This is a genomic window from Prolixibacter sp. DSM 2831, assembly GCF_056493735.1.
In genome coordinates this window covers 1691689-1710015 of sequence record NZ_CM151379.1, presented here as the reverse complement: position 1 = coordinate 1710015, position 18327 = coordinate 1691689, and the positions used below count along the sequence as shown (strand labels likewise).

Sequence of the window (18327 nt, the reverse complement as noted above, 5' to 3'; positions counted from 1 at the left end):
CACCGAAAAAAACTAACTTACTTATCCCAAACTAACAGAACCTTTGATGAATACTAATCTATCGCCCAATCTTGGTTACAATAGAAAACTGAAAAACTTTGCACGGCACATGCGAAAAAAAGGCACCAAAGCCGAAGCAGCCCTCTGGAAATATGGCTTAAAAGCCGGGAAAATGAAAGGATATCAATTTCGGAGACAAAGACCTATCCTCAATTACATCGCCGATTTCATGTGCAAAGAATTAAAACTCATTATCGAAGTAGATGGTATAACACACCAGGATGACGAACAATTGATGCGCGACAAGCGAAGAGATCTCGACTTAAATCAAGCCGGGTTCACTGTTTTACGTTTTACTGATGAGATGGTATTAAACCGAATGGACCTGGTTTTGACAGAAATTGATAACTGGATTACTCAAAATAAAGGAAATACAGGTACCTAAAATCCTCCCCCTTTGATTCCCCCTCCAAAGATAAAGCCATCTGGCCAAACAAATATTTTAGCTTGTTCTTTAGCATGATATAAGATTAAGATGCGTCTCTATTTTTGACATGTTGGTTTATGATATCGATGTATTGATTGATAACATTTATCGGCATAGCAGTCGCAGCTTTAATGTATCCAGGTGGTTTACCATCCATGTAGAGTAATTTTACCCTGTTGTAATCTTTCAGATAATGGTCTACAGCGCAGAGCGAGTGATTTGTTTCTTTGGCAATAATACAAGGGTCTTTTTTCTCTGCCACGTATTTGTATACAATCTGGTATTTGTGCGTAATACAGGAGCCCATATCATGCAAAGTTCCGGTATGCGGTAAACTACATGAGTGTTTCTGTTCATACGTTTTTCTTTCCTGTGATATAAGTGAGGGGTCAGCGGCCAATAGCAGGCTGATGTCCCTGGTGGAAAGTAAACCTTCCTGCAGGTAAGCTTCTCGAGTGATGCGGGCAATGACTCTTTGTCTGTTTTCTCTGATATCCTGTTTTTTTTCGAGCTGTTGAATGTCTCCATCATCAACAATGGTCAGTACTACAGGAACCAGTTTTCTGTTGCTGCTGTCAGCTCTTGTATCTTTATGGACAGCGTTCCACAGTACTTGCCCCGGTTTAATGGTCTTGATATCCCGATTGTTTGACTCAAAAACAGCTAAGAGTTTGTCGGCAATGACACTTCGGATATTAGGGCCGAAGGTATTGGGGAAGTCCCTGTGAAAAAAATCTTCTATAATTGGTTTTATAAAGCGCTGACGGGCCGAGTGGTATCGGTGCCATGAATCCGGTTTTCGTAACATAGCAAACGGATTTAATTGTTTTACAACCTGTTTATTTTTTTAATGTTCCCGCCAGTTCTTCCCTGCGGGATTGAATTATGTCGGCGTGGTTCCAAAGGTTGATGTATTCTTCTGCCAGCGGCCGGGAAATATGCACCATAAAAGCGATGGAATGAACATCGTAGTTTTCCCGGGCTAGTGTCACCACTTGTTTAAAACGTCTTACATAATTGGATACAGCCATCGGACTGTGGTTAGTACTCTTGGCAATCTGGGTATATTCCATTCCCTGGAGCCACTTATTTACAATGATTACCCGGTGACTTAACGTTCTGCCTATATCTTTAATTGTTGACCGCAACGGCAGGATGATGCCTTGCTCTCGCAGCGATTTGATGTCCCTGACCAGGGTTCGCTCCCCGCAGTTAAAAATACGGTTGGCAATATCCTCGATGGTCAGAACTCCTCCCTGTAAGAGGGCTTCCTGGCAAATACGCTGCAAGCGGTGCAACCGTAAGCCAACAACTCCTCCCGCCTTTTTAACCTCCAGATCCTCACTCCCGGCATCAAGTGTCAGGGTTACTGTGACCATCTCGGCATTCTTTAAACTCCGGGATGGGCCATTTTCCACACCTGTTACCACGAACTGAATCTGTCCCGGGGAAAGCGATGGTGACATATTGAAAAAATCACCATACACTTCATGAACCGAATCCAGGATGGCCCGGGCTTCAAACGGTGAACAGTTTAGTCCCTGGATGATCTTATTTTGAAACTGATTGTCCAGCTGTTTACTGTTGAGCCTGTCCCATCTGGCAAGAGAAGAGTTATTAATCATCGAATAAAAATATTGGTTAGAAAACGTTTGCCTCCAGACCGTGTGGTTCCGGTCGGGCTCCGCCCTCCCTTCACCACACGGTCTGAAATAAAGATAAACTTAATCCACTTACTGCCATATGGCACAAACATAGGGGGACAGTTCGCCAACCAACTGCAGGATTAATTGGCTTAGCTCAGAGTAGTGCTCCGGTATTCTTGCCAAAAGATACCAATACAGCCGTTCAAAAGTGCTGCAATTCGCAACCTATCCTCCGCTGGAGGAGGTGGCCGAAGGCCGGAGGAGGATTTTCCACGATAAATAAAAAAACAAATCACAAAAAAAACCGCCCAACCATTTACAGTCAGGCGGATTCATTCTGTTGAGTAATATTTCGAATCGAACGTATCTATTCGTGTTTAGTAACCAGTTACCAATGCATCAGTCAGCAACCGGTTCGGCATCGGCAATACGCTTTTTCACTACCGCATTATTATCGGCAATAATTTGCGTCAATGTGCCGGCTAAACCACCATATTTGGCTTCGTCATTCCCCGAAACAACCCGGAGATACGGCACCACCTTTTTGTTGATGGTCAGGACGAGCTGTTTTTTCAGTGTGGTAGCATTATCCGTTTTACTATCCATGTCCTTTTCGGATTCATAAGCCGTACGGACATTCTCGAAATCGTCCTGGGCAGCTTTCAGCGAAGCAATCAGTTCGGCACATCCCGAAACCGCAGCAATAGACGTTTCCAGGCTGGCATCGGACAGTTCTTCCAATAAGGAACCGATCAGCGCCGACTCTGTTACATAATTTTCGTTGACGATTGCCAGGCTATACCTGTCGAATATCGCAAACAGCTTTTCAGCGGCTGTCCGGACCAATGGGTCGGGATGACCGAGCGCTCCTTGGACCAAATTATACAGCAAGCGGAATTGATTATCGCGAACTTCGTCTTTTTCTTCCAGTTGAGACTCAGCTTTCGAGCGATTAATCGCTGTAAGAAGTTTCTTTTCACCCGCATCCACTAGGTCAAAAATCGTGGTCAGGTGGGCATCATCAGCTATACCTGCGCTAGTCCAGGCATTGAGCATGCGTTTAGCAGTACCGTCTACTTCGGCATTCCTGCTTTTGTAGTTGATTTTTGGAATCATAAATTTGAATTAAAAGTTAAATTAATTATTGGTTTGTCGATCCGTCTGGTATAAATAACCTGTAATTGACTTATTACTTAACAGATAAACTAATTTATGGTAAATATCCGAAAAATCATAGCTATTATCCATTCTATTGTTTTTTCGTAGTCAATCTCACGGTATTCTTCGCTATCGGCCCATCGCTTTTAGACGCTACCACAGAGAACAGGGCATGATCGTTTGCCCATGAGCTGTCCAATTCTCAGCGAAGACATGATCATTTGCCCACGAGCCGTCCAACTCCCAGCGAAGCCGTGATCGTTTGCCCATGAGCCGTCAAACTCCCAGCGAAGCCATGATCCTTTGCCCACGGGCCGTCCAACTCCCAGCGAAGACGTGATCGTTTGCCCACGGGCCGTCCAACTCCCAGCGAGGCCGTGATCGTTTGCCCATGAGCCGTCTAACTCTCAGCGAAGCCATGATCGTTTGCCCACGGGCCGTCCAACTCTCAGCGAAGCCGTGATCATTTGCCCACGACTCGTCCAAACCGCAGGGAAGCTGAAATCTTTTCCAAAGTTCGAAACTTTGGAAAAGTTACGCCGGAACCATAGCCGCCAAAGCCACCAACATTTCACCCTGGTCGCTCTTTCGTTTTATGATAAAAAACGTTACTTTCAATGGCGAAAAACCGATGAAAGACTAGTGGAAAACCTTACAAGGAAATCAAAAATCTGAATTGACAGAAATGAGTAAAGCTGACAAAATCATAGTTGTAGTTTTAATAGTGTGGTCATTTATTCATGCTTTTTTACTAATCAAAAACATTGATATCATTAAAAATAATGTTGCCGGAACCTTCCAGTTTTATGAACATACTATAAAACGTGCTCCGACATATTATTTTTTCCCTTTTACTAAACAAATATATGTCCAACTTTATGATACTTCCGATGGATTGCATCATTATAGTTATAGTGAGGGGACAGCCTGGGGTAATTTTAATACAGATTTTTATGATTACACAGAGTTTTTCGTTTATGTAGTTGGAGCATGGATGCTGTTCTTCATATACAGACTATTAAAACCGCGCGAAACATAGTTTAAATCTTATTGAAAATGAAAATATTGACACCCACCGATAAACCAGATTTTGGTAAAAACGAAGGAGTTGAATTAAGTCTTGTATATAAATATCAACCGAGTTATTTGGAATGGGCAATCGAAAACATTCCTAATTTCAAAATTGATATCGAAGCATTTGAAGCCTTACCTAAACCGACTCCAGGAAGCTATAATAAAGATTCTTTTGCGCATGAAAAAATAGATGCCATGGCCAAAGATTTATCTGATGAAGATTTTTGGCAACTAATTAAAAGGTCGGACACTCCAAATCAATTAAAAAACATGAATGCTCTTACTTGGCAAACCGCTGAAAAGGACAATAAAAAACCATTTGAGGCTATAGATTACAAGTTTCCCGAGAGAATCAGGAAATTAAACAACCAAAAATAAAAGCGAATAGCAACAATCTTTAAATTGTGTCGCTTAAGCGGCTGATGATAATTAAAGATTCGTGTGAGAAAAAAGCCAAACGGGAGACAGGAAACGAGACAATGAAATCACAAACGTAAATGATTACCTCCTTAAATAATATAATAAATGTTGTTATTCAGCCGTTTTAAGTGGGTCATGACTTTAGTTTCACACTAATTAGGAGGCATTAAAATTCCACTAAATACATGATTATGCAAACGAATGAGGATAAAGCCTTAGAACTTGACGAATTGATTCTTCAAGTTTATAACTTGGACCAATTATTTAATTTAAAAAATAAATATGGAGATGTAGAACATCCGCACGTCGGATACCTTTTAGGTTCCAGATTTTACAGTTACGGAAATAAACTTCAATCATTTGTCTATCTTAGGAAATCTGCTTCTTTTGGTGTTTCAGTTAACAATCAATGGGCAAAGACCTTTTATGCAGATTCAATCGCACAGTCAATTTTCCACTTACTCGATAAATTCAATTATAAAAAAGAATATAATGACATTAAATATAAATTAGTTGCAAACGCATACTTCTTATTAAGTGTCATGGTTAATAACCTAGGCATAAAAGCATATAATTCACTACACACCAGAGGACTTTTGATTGAAAAAGCAAAAAGTGACGATGTAGTACTAAAGTTTATTCACGAATATTATTATTCAGGTTCAGACTTATGTACAGATATTTTATCCTCCTCTGACTTTGCATATTCAGCAATGGGATACAAAGAAAACGGAGAACATGATAATTATGAAAACACTTTCAAAACATTCGAAAGTTCATATGAGTTGATCCAATCAAAACCACAATATGAATTGATTAAAGATACAAGAACACTACTCGAGATAAGTCGTAAAAATCAAGAACATTTATATGAAAATGTTTTGAAAGCTTATCAGGAAGGTAAATTCTCGATCTCGCCTGAAACTTTCATGGAAAGAACTGAAAAAGGAATAAATTTCTTTTAAATAATCCCTTTAAAAATATTACGTAGGCTCATCTTTTTTTAACCTATGAAATAAACAAAAACGAACCATTGAGATGTATGATCCCAAGATACATCACCGAAGAAGCATCCGTTTAAAGAACTACGATTACGCAGGGAAAGGACTATATTTTATTACGCTTTGCACGGCTCAGCGGAAAAATATATTTGGCCGGATTATCAACGGAGAGCTTTTTCTGAATCCATTGGGAGAAATAGCCAAAGAAGAATGGGCCAAAACACCCGAAATCAGGAATAATACCTCGCTGGGCGCATTCATCATTATGCCCAACCACATGCACGGCATCATCAGCATCGATTATCAAACCAGAAAACCCGGAAAGGACGAAATCGGAAAATTCCATTCCCCATCCCACACCATCGGCGCCATCATCCGGGGCTATAAAGGCGCCACCACCAAGCGGATTCATCAGCTCCTCCGGGAAATTAAAGAACGCGGCGGCGCGGGCGAATCGCTATTAGATCGGGCTAGGGGCAATAGGACGGGCGAATTGCCATTCAATCGGGCTACGGACGGACTGGATACGGGCGAATGGCTATTCGCCCCAACTGGCTCTATCTGGCATCGGAATTATTACGAGAAAATCATCCGAAACGAAAAGGCCTTCCGGAATATCTCCAACTATATCATCAATAATCCCAGCAACTGGGAAAAGGATAAGCTGAAATAATCGATCGGCCCGTACGGGCGAATCGCATTCGCCCGAAAAGAGAATCCCGCCCAGAGAAAGAGGAATTGAGCGAATCGAATTCGCCCGAGAGGATAATCCAGCTTCCCCAAAGAGCGGATTGGGCGAATGGCTATTCGCCCCAACCGCCCCAACGGAGATAATCTTTCTTAGGCTACGCCGAATCTTCATTCGCCACGACGGCGCTAATCTTCTCAATAGAGAATCCTTCTCAGGATTCGGGCGAATTCCATTCGCCCCGACTGAAACAACAAAAATATTACAACCCCGAGCCGGCATATTTGTTATTTTTGTGGATTAAACGAGCGGAAATAAAAAATAACAGATACATGGAATTTACCAAAAGCATACAGGCCTTTCAGGAAGCGCTGGAGTACATCCCCGGCGGAGTAAACTCACCGGTGCGTTCGTTCAAGAGCGTGGAGAGTGATCCGGTCTTCATCGAAAGTGCCCAAGGCTCCAAAGTCCGTGACATCGACGGCAACGAATACATCGATTATGTAGGTTCGTGGGGACCCATGATTCTCGGTCACGCCCATCCCGACGTGTTAAAAGCACTGGCCGAAACCATGCAGAAGGGCACCAGTTTTGGCGCTCCCACCCTGCTGGAAACCGAAATGGCAAAGCAAGTACGGAAGATGATGCCGTCCATCGAGAGCGTGCGGATGGTGAACTCGGGCACCGAGGCCACCATGAGTGCCCTGCGCCTGGCCCGTGGCTACACCGGCCGCGATTTGGTCATCAAATTCGAAGGTTGCTACCACGGTCACAACGACAGCTTCCTGATTGCTGCCGGCTCCGGAGCTTTGACTTTCGGAACGCCCAACACACCGGGCGTCACCACCGGAACAGCGCACGATACGCTCACGGCCCAATTCAACGATTTGGATTCGGTCGCCGCCCATTTTGAAAAACACGGCGACAACATTGCCGCGCTCATCATTGAGCCCGTTACCGGCAATATGGGGGTCGTAGTTCCGACGAAAGAATTCATGCAGGGCGTCCGCGACCTGTGTACCCAACACGGAGCACTGCTCATTTTCGATGAGGTAATGACCGGTTTCCGGGTAGCCAAAGGCGGCGCACAAAGCCTGCTGGGCATCGAACCCGATCTGACGACCTTAGGAAAAATCATCGGTGGCGGATTGCCGGTCGGAGCTTACGGCGGTAAAAAAGTCATCATGGATCATCTGGCGCCGCAAGGCCCCGTTTACCAGGCCGGAACCCTTTCGGGAAATCCGCTGGCCATGATAGCCGGACTGACGCAACTCCGCTTGTTGGACAACGACTCGATGATTTACGACGACCTGGAACGGAAAGCCGGCATGCTGGAAGAAGGCCTGAAGAACAACCTCCGCGAACTGGATTTCCCGGCCGTGGTAAACCGCGTCGGGTCCATGTTTACCCTCTTCTTCACGAAAGAAGAGAAGGTGACTTCCTTTGCCGATGTGATGAAATGCGATACCAAGGTTTTCTCCGATTATTTCAAACATTCGCTGGAAAGCGGCATCTACCTGGCACCGTCGCAATTCGAGGCCGGCTTTGTTTCGGCCGCTCACAGCGACGAAGATATTCAGCGCACCATCGAGGCCAGTTACAACGCATTGCAAAAAATCAAACAGAAAGGTTAATTCCCCGATGCAGACAAACCCGACGGAATCCATTTTATTACGTACCCTGAAAGGCGAACCGACAGAGCGGCCCCCGGTGTGGTTCATGCGCCAGGCCGGCCGTGTGTTGCCCTCCTACCTGGAGATTAAAAAGCAATACACGTTCTGGCAGATGATGCAAAATCCGGAGGTGGCGGCCCAGGTGACCCTCCTTCCGGTCGATGATTTAGGCGTCGATGCAGCCATCCTGTTTTCCGATATCCTGGTGGTTCCGTATGCCATGGGCATGGGCCTCGATTTCACCGATGCGGGTCCTGTGTTTGAAGAGCCCCTCGCCTTCCGGGAAAACCCGGTAGCAGGCCTCTTTCCCGATCCGGCCAAGTTGGATTACATCTACGCCGTGATTGACGAAATCAACCGCACCAAGCCGTCGAACATCCCGCTTATCGGATTTTGCGGGGCACCGCTCACCGTGCTGTTGTTCATGCTACAGGGACTGGGACGCAAAGGTGATTTCCCCGATGCGATTCGGTTTATCTACGAAAATAAGGAAACAACGAAGCAGCTGATTGATGCCCTCACCGATATGTCCATCGAGTACATCAAGGGACAAATCGCCCACGGCATCGATGTCTTCCAGCTGTTCGATACTCACGCCGGCCTGTTGCCGTTCGATGTTTATGAAGAACTCTTTTTGCCGCCCGTGCGGAAAATTGCGCAGGTAGTCCGCGAGGCCGGTCTGCCGTTCATCTTCTTCCCGAAAGGAATAGGTACCGGGTTGGCCGGTATTTCACCCGAAGAGGCAGACTTTCTCAGCGTTGACTGGCAAACACCACTGACCACAGCCCGGAAACTGGTTCATTCCGACATCGGGCTGCAGGGGAATATCGACCCGCGGTTGTTGTTTGCACCACAGGAAGAGATCGAAAAAGAACTGAAAAAATACCTCCGCTTTGGCGCGGAAAATCAAAACTGGATTTTCAACCTGGGACACGGCTTTATGCCCGGTATTCCGTTTGAAAACGCCCGCTTTCTGGCCGACTGGGCAAAGAATGCCGACTGGAAACAGTCATAAATGCATCAAGAATGAATAACGAATTATTAGAGAAATACAATCGTCCGGTACCCCGTTACACCAGTTATCCGCCGGCCAATTTCTTTACCGAAAGCTTTACCGAAACCAATTATCGGAAAGCACTGGCTGAGTCGAATGGTTGGGAACCACAAAATATCTCGTTCTATTTCCACATTCCGTTTTGCCGGAAAATGTGTTTTTTCTGCGGTTGCAACTCCTTCCCCATGAAAAACGACGAAACCGTGAAGCGGTACATGGAGGCAGTGAAGAAGGAGGTGGAAATGGTGAAAGAATACATCGGCCCCGGACGAAAAGTTTCCCAGATTCACTTCGGCGGCGGGACGCCCAACGCCATTCCGGTTCATTACCTGGAAGAATTGAACCAGCTGTTGTTCGATAATTTTTCGTTCATCGAACAACCGGAGATTGCCATCGAATGCAACCCGGCCCATCTCGACGAAGAATCGGTGAAACGGTTAAAAGGAGCCGGATTCAGGCGCTTCAGCATCGGTATCCAGGATTTCGATATTGAGGTTTTGAAAGCCGTTAACCGGGATCCCTCCCAGCTTCCGGTGGACGAACTGATTCAACTGCTGAAAGAGGGCGACGAACCGGTGGATGTGAACCTCGATTTCATTTACGGCTTACCCAACCAAACCGTCGACAGCTTTATTGCGGCCATCGAAAAGGCCATCACGATGAAGCCCGACCGGTTGGTGACTTTCTCGTACGCGCACGTTCCCTGGGTGAAGAAGAGCCAGAAACGTCTCGAAGTGATTGGCCTTCCAGGCAACGAAGATAAGATTGCCATGTTCGACCGTGCCAGCGAATTGCTGATCGACAGCGGCTACCATGCCATCGGTCTTGACCATTTCGCGCTAGCCAACGACGAGCTGACCATCGCCCATAAAGAGCGCCGGTTGCACCGGAATTTCCAGGGCTACTGCACCCGCCGCACCACCGGACAAGTGTACGCTTTCGGAGTATCGGGAATCAGTCAGCTGGAGCAGGTGTATGCACAAAACAGCAAGTCTATTAACGATTACATGCAGCAGGTAGAAGACGGCCATCTGCCCATTGCCAAAGGTTACCGCCTGAACGACAATGAGCGCATCGTCCGAGAAGTGGTGACCGAAGTGATGTGCAACCGGCACGTTCGATGGGATGACATGGCTGAGCGCTGCCGCGTCTCGGAAGATGCGGTCCGGTCGGCTGTGGCCTATGAAGAAACAAAGCTCACCGAACTGCAAACCGATGGTCTGATTCAATTCGATAACGAAAAGATACACGTCACCGAAGACGGAAACCTTTTTATCCGCAACGTGGCCGCCACATTCGACCCGTTGATGGGCGGCGACAACGAGTCCAAATTTTCCAAACCAGTCTAACGCATGAGTAACGCACAAAATACCGATGTCATTATTATCGGCGCAGGCCTTACCGGTCTGACCGCCGCACATTATCTGAAGAAACAGGGCAAGAATGTTCGTGTCATCGAAAAGAATACCCACACCGGAGGTGTGATTCAAACCGTCCATGAAGATGGTTTCACCTTCGAAACCGGGCCAAATACCGGAGTGCTGGGCAATCCGGATGTAGCCGAACTCTTCGAAGAACTGCAGAAAGATGTGACACTCGAAACGGCTGATCCGGCTGCCAAACGGCGCCTCATCTGGAAAGGAAAAGACTGGCATGCATTACCCTCCGGCCCTATTTCGGCTATTGGCACGCCCCTCTTTACCTGGTACGATAAGTTCCGGATTCTCGGGGAACCGTTTCGGAAGAAAGGCACCAAACCTAATGAATCGGTAGCTGATCTGGTTCGTCGCCGGCTAGGGAAAAGCTTCCTCGATTATGCGGTCAACCCGTTTATCTCGGGTGTATATGCCGGTGACCCGGAATACCTCGTCACTGAATTTGCCTTGCCGAAGCTATTCAACCTGGAGCACAATTACGGCAGCTTTGTGGTCGGCGCCATGAAAAAGCGGAAAGAGCCCAAAGAACCTCGTGATTCGAAAGCGACGCGAGAGGTTTTCTCGGCCCAGGGAGGTCTTGTATCATTAATTAAAGCGCTGGAAAAGTCGGTCGGATTGGAAAGCATCACGCTGGGCGCAGAAAACACAAAGATTCAGCCTGACCGGGACGGGTTCACCGTCACAACCACCGCTGATGGAGAAACGCAGACCATTCGGGCACCTAAGGTTATTTCAACCGTTGGCGGACATGCATTTGCCGGTCTTTATCCGTTCCTCGCAGATGAGGAGCTGGCTCCTTTCCGGGAACTAGAATACGCGACTGTTACGCAGGTCATTCTGGGATTCAAAGATTGGAAAGGAATGCCACTCAATGCCTTTGGCGGCCTCATTCCCGCGAAGGAAAACAAGAGTATGCTGGGGGTGTTATTTACCTCGTCGTTCTTTCAAGACCGTGCACCGGAAGGTGGCGCTGTCTTATCGGTCTTCATGGGAGGTATCCGTCAGCCGGAGATGATTGACTACAGCGACGAACAGATTCAGCAGGTGCTGGAAAAGGAACTGGTCCCGATGATGAAACTGACGGAACTGAAACCGGACCTTCAGCATATTTACCGCTACCGGCATGCCATTCCGCAGTATGGTGCCAGCTCGAAGGAACGTTTTGAAATGATCGACCGCCTGGAAGGGAAATACCCCGGATTGATTCTGGCCGGAAACATCCGGAACGGTATTGGGATGGCCGACCGCATCAAACAAGCACGAATGATAACCGAAAAAGAAGATTGATGAAAGAGACAGCCCGGATAGCAGAGCTTTACGGCAAACTGCAGGAGAAAATGTGCGCCCGCCTCGAACAGGCAGACGGCAAGGCCAAGTTCAGTCGCGATGCCTGGAAGAAAAACATTGGCGGTGGCATGACACGGGTAATTGCCGGCGGAGATAAGATTGCCAAAGGAGCCATCAACTTCTCGCATGTGGAAGGCACCTACAGTGCTCAAATGGAAAAACTGCTTGGCGAAAAAGCTTCGGCATATGCCGCCACCGGCATCTCCTCCATTCTCCATCCGGTGAACCCGAACGCTCCTATTATTCACATGAACGTTCGCCATTTCAGTCTGGATAACGGGGTGCAATGGTTTGGCGGCGGCATCGACCTCACGCCGCATTACATCGACAAAGCCGGAGCACAGCAATTTCACCGGAAACTGAAGGATATCTGCGACCGATATTCGCCTTCGTTCTATCCCGATTATAAAAAATGGGCTGACGACTACTTTTTCATTCCTCACCGCGATGAAACCCGCGGCGTGGGCGGTATTTTCTTCGACCGGTTAAAACCGACAGAAGAGGTACCCTTCGAGAAACTGCTGCAATTCACCATCGATTTGGCCAGTGCGTACCCGGAAATGTATGCCGAACAACTGGCTCAATACGCTGATATGCCCTTCACTGAACGGGAAGAACAATGGCAACGGTTACGGCGCGGCCGGTACGTGGAGTTCAACCTGGTGTATGACCGGGGAACCAAGTTCGGGCTGGCCTCAGGAGGAAATACCGAAAGCATCCTGGTGAGCATGCCTCCGGAAGCTATTTGGGAATACAACTACACACCGGAATCCGGTTCACGCGAAGCAGAAACCCTTTCATTACTGAAAAAAGATATTGACTGGGTGAACTGTTTAACAGATTAACTTGTTTCCTAAACAAAAATTAACCACCTAAAATTGCTTTCATGGCCGAAAAGAAAACAGCTGTTCTCCTGATGAATGTCGGAACGCCCGACGAGCCGAAGGTTAACAGTGTTCGCCGTTACCTGTTTCAGTTTCTCAACGACCAGCGGGTGATTGACATTCCCTGGCTACTGCAAAAGATTCTGGTGAACCTGATTATCGTTCCGTTCCGGGCTCCTAAATCGACGAAACTGTACCAGCAGCTCTGGACCGAAGAAGGGTCGCCGTTGGTGGTCTTTGCCAACAGTGTTCAGGAAAAACTGGAAGCGCGTCTGCCAGAAGGCGATAAGGTATTCGTGGCCATGCGATACGGCAATCCGTCGTTGAAAGCTGCATTGAAGCAAATTAAGGAAGGCGGATTCGAGCGCATCATCCTGCTGCCCCTTTTCCCGCAATATGCCTCCTCCTCTACTGGAACCGCTATCGAAGCGTTCTGGGCGGCGGTCCGGAAATGGAATATCATTCCCGATGTGCAGGTCATCAGCCAGTTTTACGACCGGCCGGATTTCATCCAGGCTTTCGCCGAACGTATCCGTGAACAAAAGCCGGAGGAGCATGATCACGTCATCTTTTCCTATCACGGTTTGCCCTTACGTCATCTCGACAAATCGCACCCCGGAATCAGCAACACAACCTGTACCTGTCATGAAAGCATGCCGGCACACGGCACCTTCTGCTACAAGGCCGCCTGCTATGCTACTTCCCGCAAGCTGGCTGACGAACTCGGACTCAAACCCGGTGATTATACGGTCTCCTTTCAATCGCGTCTATCGGATAAATGGATCAAACCTTTCACCGATAAACTATTAGAAAAACAAGCGAAGCAAGGTGTGAAAAAACTTTTGGTGGCGGCTCCGTCGTTTGTGGCCGACTGCCTGGAAACCCGGGTGGAAATTGGCATCGATTACAAACGCTTCTTCACCGGAAACGGTGGCGAAACGCTCACGATGGTGGAAAGCCTTAACGACCATCCGCTATGGATTGATGCACTGGAAGCGATGGTAAAAGAGAAGATGAACTAAATCCCAGGTCGATAATGACAAGATAATTGACACGGTTGTCAAAGTTTTTGATAAAATCCGTGTATTACACAACATACTATCACTTGATATACATGCCCTTATCGATAAGGGCATTTTTTTTGATTAACTTTTCCAAAGAATTAAGCTGGAAAGCTGCGACCAAAAACCCTGTAGAAGCGCTGAGATATGAGTAACTTTAATGAGAACCTAAAAATATGATCATGAAAACTCAAATCAAATTTAAAAAGTACACACTAGTTGTCATGATGGCAACATTGCTTTCGTGCAACGGATTTGCTCAAACGGGCACGCCAACAATAACCAAAACCTTCGATATGAATCAACCGGGAACATTGAATTCCCAATCTTCCGGTGGAGGGATTGTCGTCGAAGGAACCGACCAAAACAAAGTGACTGTGCAGGCCTTTGTCCGGAAAAACGGAAAAATACTATCTCCGACAGACCCGGCACTCCAAGATGTCTTGAAAGATTTTAACCTGGATATACAGAAAAATGGTTCGGTCATCACGGCAAACGTTGAGCGCAAACGAAACTTCAAGTTCTGGAACAACGTTGGCATTTCCCTGAAGATTACCGTTCCTAAAGAAATGTCCTGCAATGTAGCGTCCAGTGGCGGTGGATTAAAAATTTCAAATGTAGGTGGAACTCATGACCTGGCAAGTAGCGGAGGCGGAATACGTTTGGAAAACGTTACCGGAACCACAAAGGCAAGTTCTTCCGGTGGCGGTGTACAGGCCATAAACCAGAACGGTGATGTTCGCTTAAGCTCCAGCGGGGGCGGTGTAACGCTGGATGAAGGTCACGGAAGTGTTTATGCACGCAGTTCCGGCGGAGGGGTACGCCTGAAGAATGTGCACGGAGATGTAGATGCCAGTAGTAGCGGAGGCGGTGTAACTGTCAATGGTGAAACGGGAGCTATTAGAGCTACATCCAGCGGAGGTTCTGTACATGTTAACATCAGCAACTTAAGTAAGAAACTGTACCTGGCATCCAGTGGCGGTGGAGTTGACGCAACGATTCAAAATGGCGATAAGTTGGGTATGGACCTGGATTTGAAATCAGACAGAGTGCACATCGATCTGCATAACTTTTCCGGCACATCAGAAAAAGACCGGGTAAAAGGAACGATGAACGGTGGCGGAATCCCCGTTTACATGCACGCATCCGGTGGAAACGTCAATGTGAAGTTTCAGGATTAGATTGAAGATAAAAGCTGAAAGGCAGCGACAAAATCACACCGAATCAACACGATACAAATAGCTGAAAGAAATCATAATAAGAAATCAAATGCTCAATCTGTCAAACATCAAAATGGTATTCCGCAATGCTCGAAAGAACAGTGCATTGACATTTGCCAAGCTTTTCGGTATCAGCATCTCCTTTGCAGTGATTTTGTTCGCTGCCGGTTACGTCTATTACGAAACCAGTTTCGACAAATTTGTTCCCGACAAGGACAAGATTTTCCGCATTTACATGAAAGGAAACCTCAACGGAGATGAGGCTGATTATGCGGTAACCAGTGCCGCCATGGCAGAAACTGTGGTTCATGACATTCCGGAAGTTACTGAGGCAACGAGGCTCCGACCTGACAGAAACGCCGACATTCATTACCACGACGAGATAATCAAAGGCGGTCCGTTGCTCTTTGCTGATCCGAATTTCTTCTCATTTTTTCATCTTCCGGTTAAAAAAGCATCTTCTAATCTGTTTGGCTCGAAAAATGATATTGCGATATCCGAAAGTTTGGCCATTAAATTATTTGGCAATGCCGATGCCGCATTGGATAAAGTGGTCAAGTTGATGGACGAAGACTGTGTAATTACAGGTGTATTCAAGGATTTTCCCAAAAACTTTCACTTGCAATATCAGGTTGTTCAGTCCATTGAAAAATCCCAACCGGAAAAACAGGATCTAGGTTCTCAATCATACTATACCTACATCAAAACAAATACAGCAAACCCCGACTTAGATAAATTAAGCTTTCAACTGACCAAGACAGTCTATACGCACAGCATGCCTGAAATCGATGGCGCCAAAGCAAAAACATGGGATGATATGAAGGCGAATGATTCGCTTTATCTCTTTTATTTGGTGGAACCGCTAACAGCCATCCATTTCAGCAATCACAAATTCGATCCGGCTGTTACAGCCAGTAAAACATATGTATACGGGGCCATCATTCTGGCCCTACTGGTCTTGCTAATTTCATCTATTAATTTCACGAATCTCACCATTGCCAATTTATCCACTCGTCTGAAAGAGATTGGCATTCGGAAAACGACCGGAGCTTTCAGCGGCCAAATTGCCACACAATTCCTGTATGAATCACTCATCTTCTGGACCGTTGGATTTTTTCTGGCTATCGTACTCTATGAAGTGGGTGGAAAACCACTCGCCCACTACCTGAATCTGAGTGTTGATATTTCGCCGATTTTATTGATAAAGATATTCCTGCTTACTTTCCTCGCGCTGCTGGTATTTAATATGATCACAAATATCTTGCCTATCTACTATGTATCCAAAAGGAAGGTGCTCAATCTCTTAAAGGATGAAAAAAATAGTCACCACCGCTTTACCGTCAAGAACAGCTTTGTTTTCCTGCAATTCGCTCTGTCCGCGCTGATCATTCTCAGCTCCATCATCGTTCAAAAGCAGATTAGCTATATGGTGAATAAAAACAGGGGATATGATGGCAACAATGTTCTCATGTTCAACCTGTATGGCATGAACGATGCCAACCGCAAAAGCTTTATCAACGACCTGAAAGCCTATGCCGCCATAAAGGATGTTACCACCAGCGATGTCAATTTCGGGAAAGATGACCCAGGCATGACTAGTGCATACTTCGAGACGCAAAACGAAGATAATTTTGTACACACCAGCGCCATGCAGGTAGACGATGAGTTCCTGAAAACATTTGGTTTGAAGATGAATCAAGGACGTTTTTTCGATACGAATCACCCGACTGACGATAAGGCCGTCATCTTAAACCAAACCGCTGCTAACGAATACAGAAAAAAAGGTTCTCTAATCGGGAAAGAACTGTTAATGAATAATTCCCGGTTTCGTATCATCGGAATTATTAGCGACTTCAACTATCGTTCGCTCTATCACAAGATTCAGCCCTTGATAATGCTGAGGTCAGAAAATAACGGAAATATTTTTGTCAAATACCGAACGAATGAAATATCCGATGTGATTGCTATCCTGCAGAAGCAATGGAAAAAGTACAACATTAGTCAACCTCTTCAATATGAATTTCACAACGCTGTCCTGGCTAGTCAGTATGGCAGAGATCAGCAGGCAAAAAAGCTATTACTCATTCTGTCCATCCTTTCGATAGCCATTGCGGCGGTCGGTTTGTATGCCATCAGTCTCTTTACCATCATCAGCAAAACCAAAGAAATTGGTATCCGAAAGGTAAATGGTGCCAATATCTCCGAAGTAATGACTTTACTGAACAAGGATTTTGCCAAATGGGTAGCCATTGCATTTGTTGTGGCTACGCCCATTGCCTGGTATGTCATGAATTTGTGGCTGGAGAATTTTGCTTACCGAACCGGATTGAGCTGGTGGGTATTTGCCCTTGCCGGGATATTATCCTTCGCTATTGCTCTGCTCACGGTCAGCTGGCAATCATACAAGGCAGCGACCCGAAATCCGATTGAGGCTTTGCGATATGAATAATCCAACAATTAATCCGTAATATGTATACAACCGAATAATCAATTCCTTAACCTGACAAAACGTAGAAACCATGAAACCAAGCAGATTAACATTATTGATGGCGTTGTTGATCAGTATATTGTTCTCGGCAGAAGCACAGCAGACAAAGGTCATTATCCCTGATTTGTCAACAGTCCAGGACAACCAGAAATGGTCAGCGTTCAACCGTGACATTTCCTATAACGGGAATGTGCACATGGATGCAAAACCCGGCGATGGTTTACTCATTCTGAGAGGTGTTGAATTTCAAAACGGCACCATCGAACTCGACATCAAGGGAAGGAACGCACCAGGGCGCAGTTTTGTGGGAGTGGCTTTTCATGGCGTGAATGACAGTACCTTCGATGCCGTTTACTTCCGTCCTTTTAATTTCAAGAATCCGGAAAGAAACACGCACTCGGTGCAGTACATCTCGGCACCACAATATAGCTGGTACAAACTCCGTAGTGAACATCCGGGAAAATATGAAAACAAAGTCACACCGGTACCCGAGCCGGATGAATGGTTTCATGCAACGATTCAGGTTACTTATCCGGAAGTGAAGGTATATGTCAACCATTCATCTGAACCTTCATTAGTAGTTAATCAAATCAGTACCCGGGAAAAGGGATGGATTGCCTTTTGGGTTGGCAACAATTCAGAAGGATGGTTCAAAAATCTAAAGATAATCCCTGAAGCAAACTAACTATT

The 18327-nt window shown here is 46.2% G+C and carries 17 protein-coding genes; 14 read left to right on the top strand and 3 right to left on the bottom strand.

What is annotated here, in order from left to right; genetic code table 11:
- Nucleotides 1–46: 46 nt before the first annotated feature.
- Nucleotides 47–445, top strand: coding sequence for an endonuclease domain-containing protein (locus AC060N_RS06780; protein WP_479526421.1), 399 nt, complete (start codon nucleotides 47–49; stop codon nucleotides 443–445).
- A gap of 85 nt (nucleotides 446–530) precedes the next feature.
- Here the strand turns inward: AC060N_RS06780 and AC060N_RS06775 are convergent, their stop codons facing one another.
- From AC060N_RS06775 to AC060N_RS06765, 3 genes are all read right to left on the bottom strand, one after another.
- Nucleotides 531–1295 (bottom strand): DUF1670 domain-containing protein, encoded by a 765-nt coding sequence (locus AC060N_RS06775; protein WP_479526420.1) that lies wholly within the window; start codon nucleotides 1293–1295, stop codon nucleotides 531–533.
- A 31-nt stretch (nucleotides 1296–1326) separates the two neighbouring features.
- On the bottom strand, nucleotides 1327–2112 hold the full coding sequence (locus AC060N_RS06770) for a DUF1670 domain-containing protein (protein ID WP_479526419.1): 786 nt from the start codon (nucleotides 2110–2112) through the stop codon (nucleotides 1327–1329).
- 420 nt (nucleotides 2113–2532) lie between these two features.
- On the bottom strand, nucleotides 2533–3249 hold the full coding sequence (locus tag AC060N_RS06765; RefSeq protein WP_479526418.1) for a DUF6261 family protein: 717 nt from the start codon (nucleotides 3247–3249) through the stop codon (nucleotides 2533–2535).
- Nucleotides 3250–3976: 727 nt separating this feature from the next.
- On the opposite strand from AC060N_RS06765, the gene AC060N_RS06760 reads away from it, so the two are divergent.
- The 13 genes from AC060N_RS06760 to AC060N_RS06700 all read left to right on the top strand — a co-directional run bounded on the left by AC060N_RS06760 (nucleotide 3977) and on the right by AC060N_RS06700 (nucleotide 18322).
- Nucleotides 3977–4330: a hypothetical protein gene (locus AC060N_RS06760; protein WP_479526417.1), complete on the top strand. Its 354-nt coding sequence runs from the start codon at nucleotides 3977–3979 to the stop codon at nucleotides 4328–4330.
- A gap of 17 nt (nucleotides 4331–4347) precedes the next feature.
- Nucleotides 4348–4743: a hypothetical protein gene (locus AC060N_RS06755; RefSeq protein ID WP_479526416.1), complete on the top strand. Its 396-nt coding sequence runs from the start codon at nucleotides 4348–4350 to the stop codon at nucleotides 4741–4743.
- Nucleotides 4744–4976: 233 nt separating this feature from the next.
- Nucleotides 4977–5750, top strand: coding sequence for a hypothetical protein (locus AC060N_RS06750; protein WP_479526415.1), 774 nt, complete (start codon nucleotides 4977–4979; stop codon nucleotides 5748–5750).
- Between the two features lie 73 nt (nucleotides 5751–5823).
- Nucleotides 5824–6459 (top strand): transposase, encoded by a 636-nt coding sequence (locus AC060N_RS06745; protein ID WP_479526414.1) that lies wholly within the window; start codon nucleotides 5824–5826, stop codon nucleotides 6457–6459.
- 347 nt (nucleotides 6460–6806) lie between these two features.
- Nucleotides 6807–8108, top strand: coding sequence for a glutamate-1-semialdehyde 2,1-aminomutase (hemL, locus tag AC060N_RS06740; protein WP_479526413.1), 1302 nt, complete (start codon nucleotides 6807–6809; stop codon nucleotides 8106–8108).
- Nucleotides 8109–8115: 7 nt separating this feature from the next.
- The gene (gene hemE / locus AC060N_RS06735) at nucleotides 8116–9162 is read left to right on the top strand and encodes a uroporphyrinogen decarboxylase (RefSeq protein ID WP_479526412.1); all 1047 of its coding nucleotides are present in this window, start codon (nucleotides 8116–8118) and stop codon (nucleotides 9160–9162) included.
- 11 nt (nucleotides 9163–9173) lie between these two features.
- A complete protein-coding gene (hemN, locus tag AC060N_RS06730; RefSeq protein ID WP_479526411.1) occupies nucleotides 9174–10550 on the top strand; it encodes an oxygen-independent coproporphyrinogen III oxidase in 1377 nt (458 codons plus the stop codon).
- A 3-nt stretch (nucleotides 10551–10553) separates the two neighbouring features.
- Nucleotides 10554–11924 carry a protoporphyrinogen oxidase gene (gene hemG, locus AC060N_RS06725; protein ID WP_479526410.1) on the top strand — a complete coding sequence of 457 codons (1371 nt, stop codon included), beginning with the start codon at nucleotides 10554–10556 and terminating at the stop codon, nucleotides 11922–11924.
- The gene (gene hemF, locus AC060N_RS06720) at nucleotides 11924–12829 is read left to right on the top strand and encodes an oxygen-dependent coproporphyrinogen oxidase (RefSeq protein WP_479526409.1); all 906 of its coding nucleotides are present in this window, start codon (nucleotides 11924–11926) and stop codon (nucleotides 12827–12829) included. Before hemG ends, hemF begins: the two co-directional genes overlap by 1 nt.
- A 41-nt stretch (nucleotides 12830–12870) precedes the next feature.
- The gene (hemH, locus tag AC060N_RS06715; protein WP_479526408.1) at nucleotides 12871–13890 is read left to right on the top strand and encodes a ferrochelatase; all 1020 of its coding nucleotides are present in this window, start codon (nucleotides 12871–12873) and stop codon (nucleotides 13888–13890) included.
- Nucleotides 13891–14111: 221 nt separating this feature from the next.
- Nucleotides 14112–15110 carry a DUF4097 family beta strand repeat-containing protein gene (locus AC060N_RS06710; RefSeq protein WP_479526407.1) on the top strand — a complete coding sequence of 333 codons (999 nt, stop codon included), beginning with the start codon at nucleotides 14112–14114 and terminating at the stop codon, nucleotides 15108–15110.
- An 88-nt stretch (nucleotides 15111–15198) separates the two neighbouring features.
- A complete protein-coding gene (locus tag AC060N_RS06705; protein ID WP_479526406.1) occupies nucleotides 15199–17598 on the top strand; it encodes an ABC transporter permease in 2400 nt (799 codons plus the stop codon).
- A gap of 70 nt (nucleotides 17599–17668) precedes the next feature.
- Nucleotides 17669–18322 (top strand): 3-keto-alpha-glucoside-1,2-lyase-like domain-containing protein, encoded by a 654-nt coding sequence (locus AC060N_RS06700; RefSeq protein ID WP_479526405.1) that lies wholly within the window; start codon nucleotides 17669–17671, stop codon nucleotides 18320–18322.
- Nucleotides 18323–18327: the final 5 nt, after the last annotated feature.

Bases quoted from the DNA above. Each gene is read 5' to 3' on its own strand.
- AC060N_RS06755 (WP_479526416.1), top strand. From the start codon at position 4,348: ATGAAAATATTGACACCCACCGATAAACCAGATTTTGGTAAAAACGAA.
- AC060N_RS06705 (WP_479526406.1), top strand. From the start codon at position 15,199: ATGCTCAATCTGTCAAACATCAAAATGGTATTCCGCAATGCTCGAAAG.
- AC060N_RS06775 (WP_479526420.1), bottom strand. From the start codon at position 1,295: ATGTTACGAAAACCGGATTCATGGCACCGATACCACTCGGCCCGTCAG.
- AC060N_RS06780 (WP_479526421.1), top strand. From the start codon at position 47: ATGAATACTAATCTATCGCCCAATCTTGGTTACAATAGAAAACTGAAA.
- AC060N_RS06710 (WP_479526407.1), top strand. From the start codon at position 14,112: ATGAAAACTCAAATCAAATTTAAAAAGTACACACTAGTTGTCATGATG.
- hemL (WP_479526413.1), top strand. From the start codon at position 6,807: ATGGAATTTACCAAAAGCATACAGGCCTTTCAGGAAGCGCTGGAGTAC.
- hemH (WP_479526408.1), top strand. From the start codon at position 12,871: ATGGCCGAAAAGAAAACAGCTGTTCTCCTGATGAATGTCGGAACGCCC.
- AC060N_RS06745 (WP_479526414.1), top strand. From the start codon at position 5,824: ATGTATGATCCCAAGATACATCACCGAAGAAGCATCCGTTTAAAGAAC.
- AC060N_RS06765 (WP_479526418.1), bottom strand. From the start codon at position 3,249: ATGATTCCAAAAATCAACTACAAAAGCAGGAATGCCGAAGTAGACGGT.
- hemF (WP_479526409.1), top strand. From the start codon at position 11,924: ATGAAAGAGACAGCCCGGATAGCAGAGCTTTACGGCAAACTGCAGGAG.
- AC060N_RS06760 (WP_479526417.1), top strand. From the start codon at position 3,977: ATGAGTAAAGCTGACAAAATCATAGTTGTAGTTTTAATAGTGTGGTCA.
- hemG (WP_479526410.1), top strand. From the start codon at position 10,554: ATGAGTAACGCACAAAATACCGATGTCATTATTATCGGCGCAGGCCTT.
- hemE (WP_479526412.1), top strand. From the start codon at position 8,116: ATGCAGACAAACCCGACGGAATCCATTTTATTACGTACCCTGAAAGGC.
- AC060N_RS06770 (WP_479526419.1), bottom strand. From the start codon at position 2,112: ATGATTAATAACTCTTCTCTTGCCAGATGGGACAGGCTCAACAGTAAA.
- hemN (WP_479526411.1), top strand. From the start codon at position 9,174: ATGAATAACGAATTATTAGAGAAATACAATCGTCCGGTACCCCGTTAC.
- AC060N_RS06750 (WP_479526415.1), top strand. From the start codon at position 4,977: ATGCAAACGAATGAGGATAAAGCCTTAGAACTTGACGAATTGATTCTT.
- AC060N_RS06700 (WP_479526405.1), top strand. From the start codon at position 17,669: ATGAAACCAAGCAGATTAACATTATTGATGGCGTTGTTGATCAGTATA.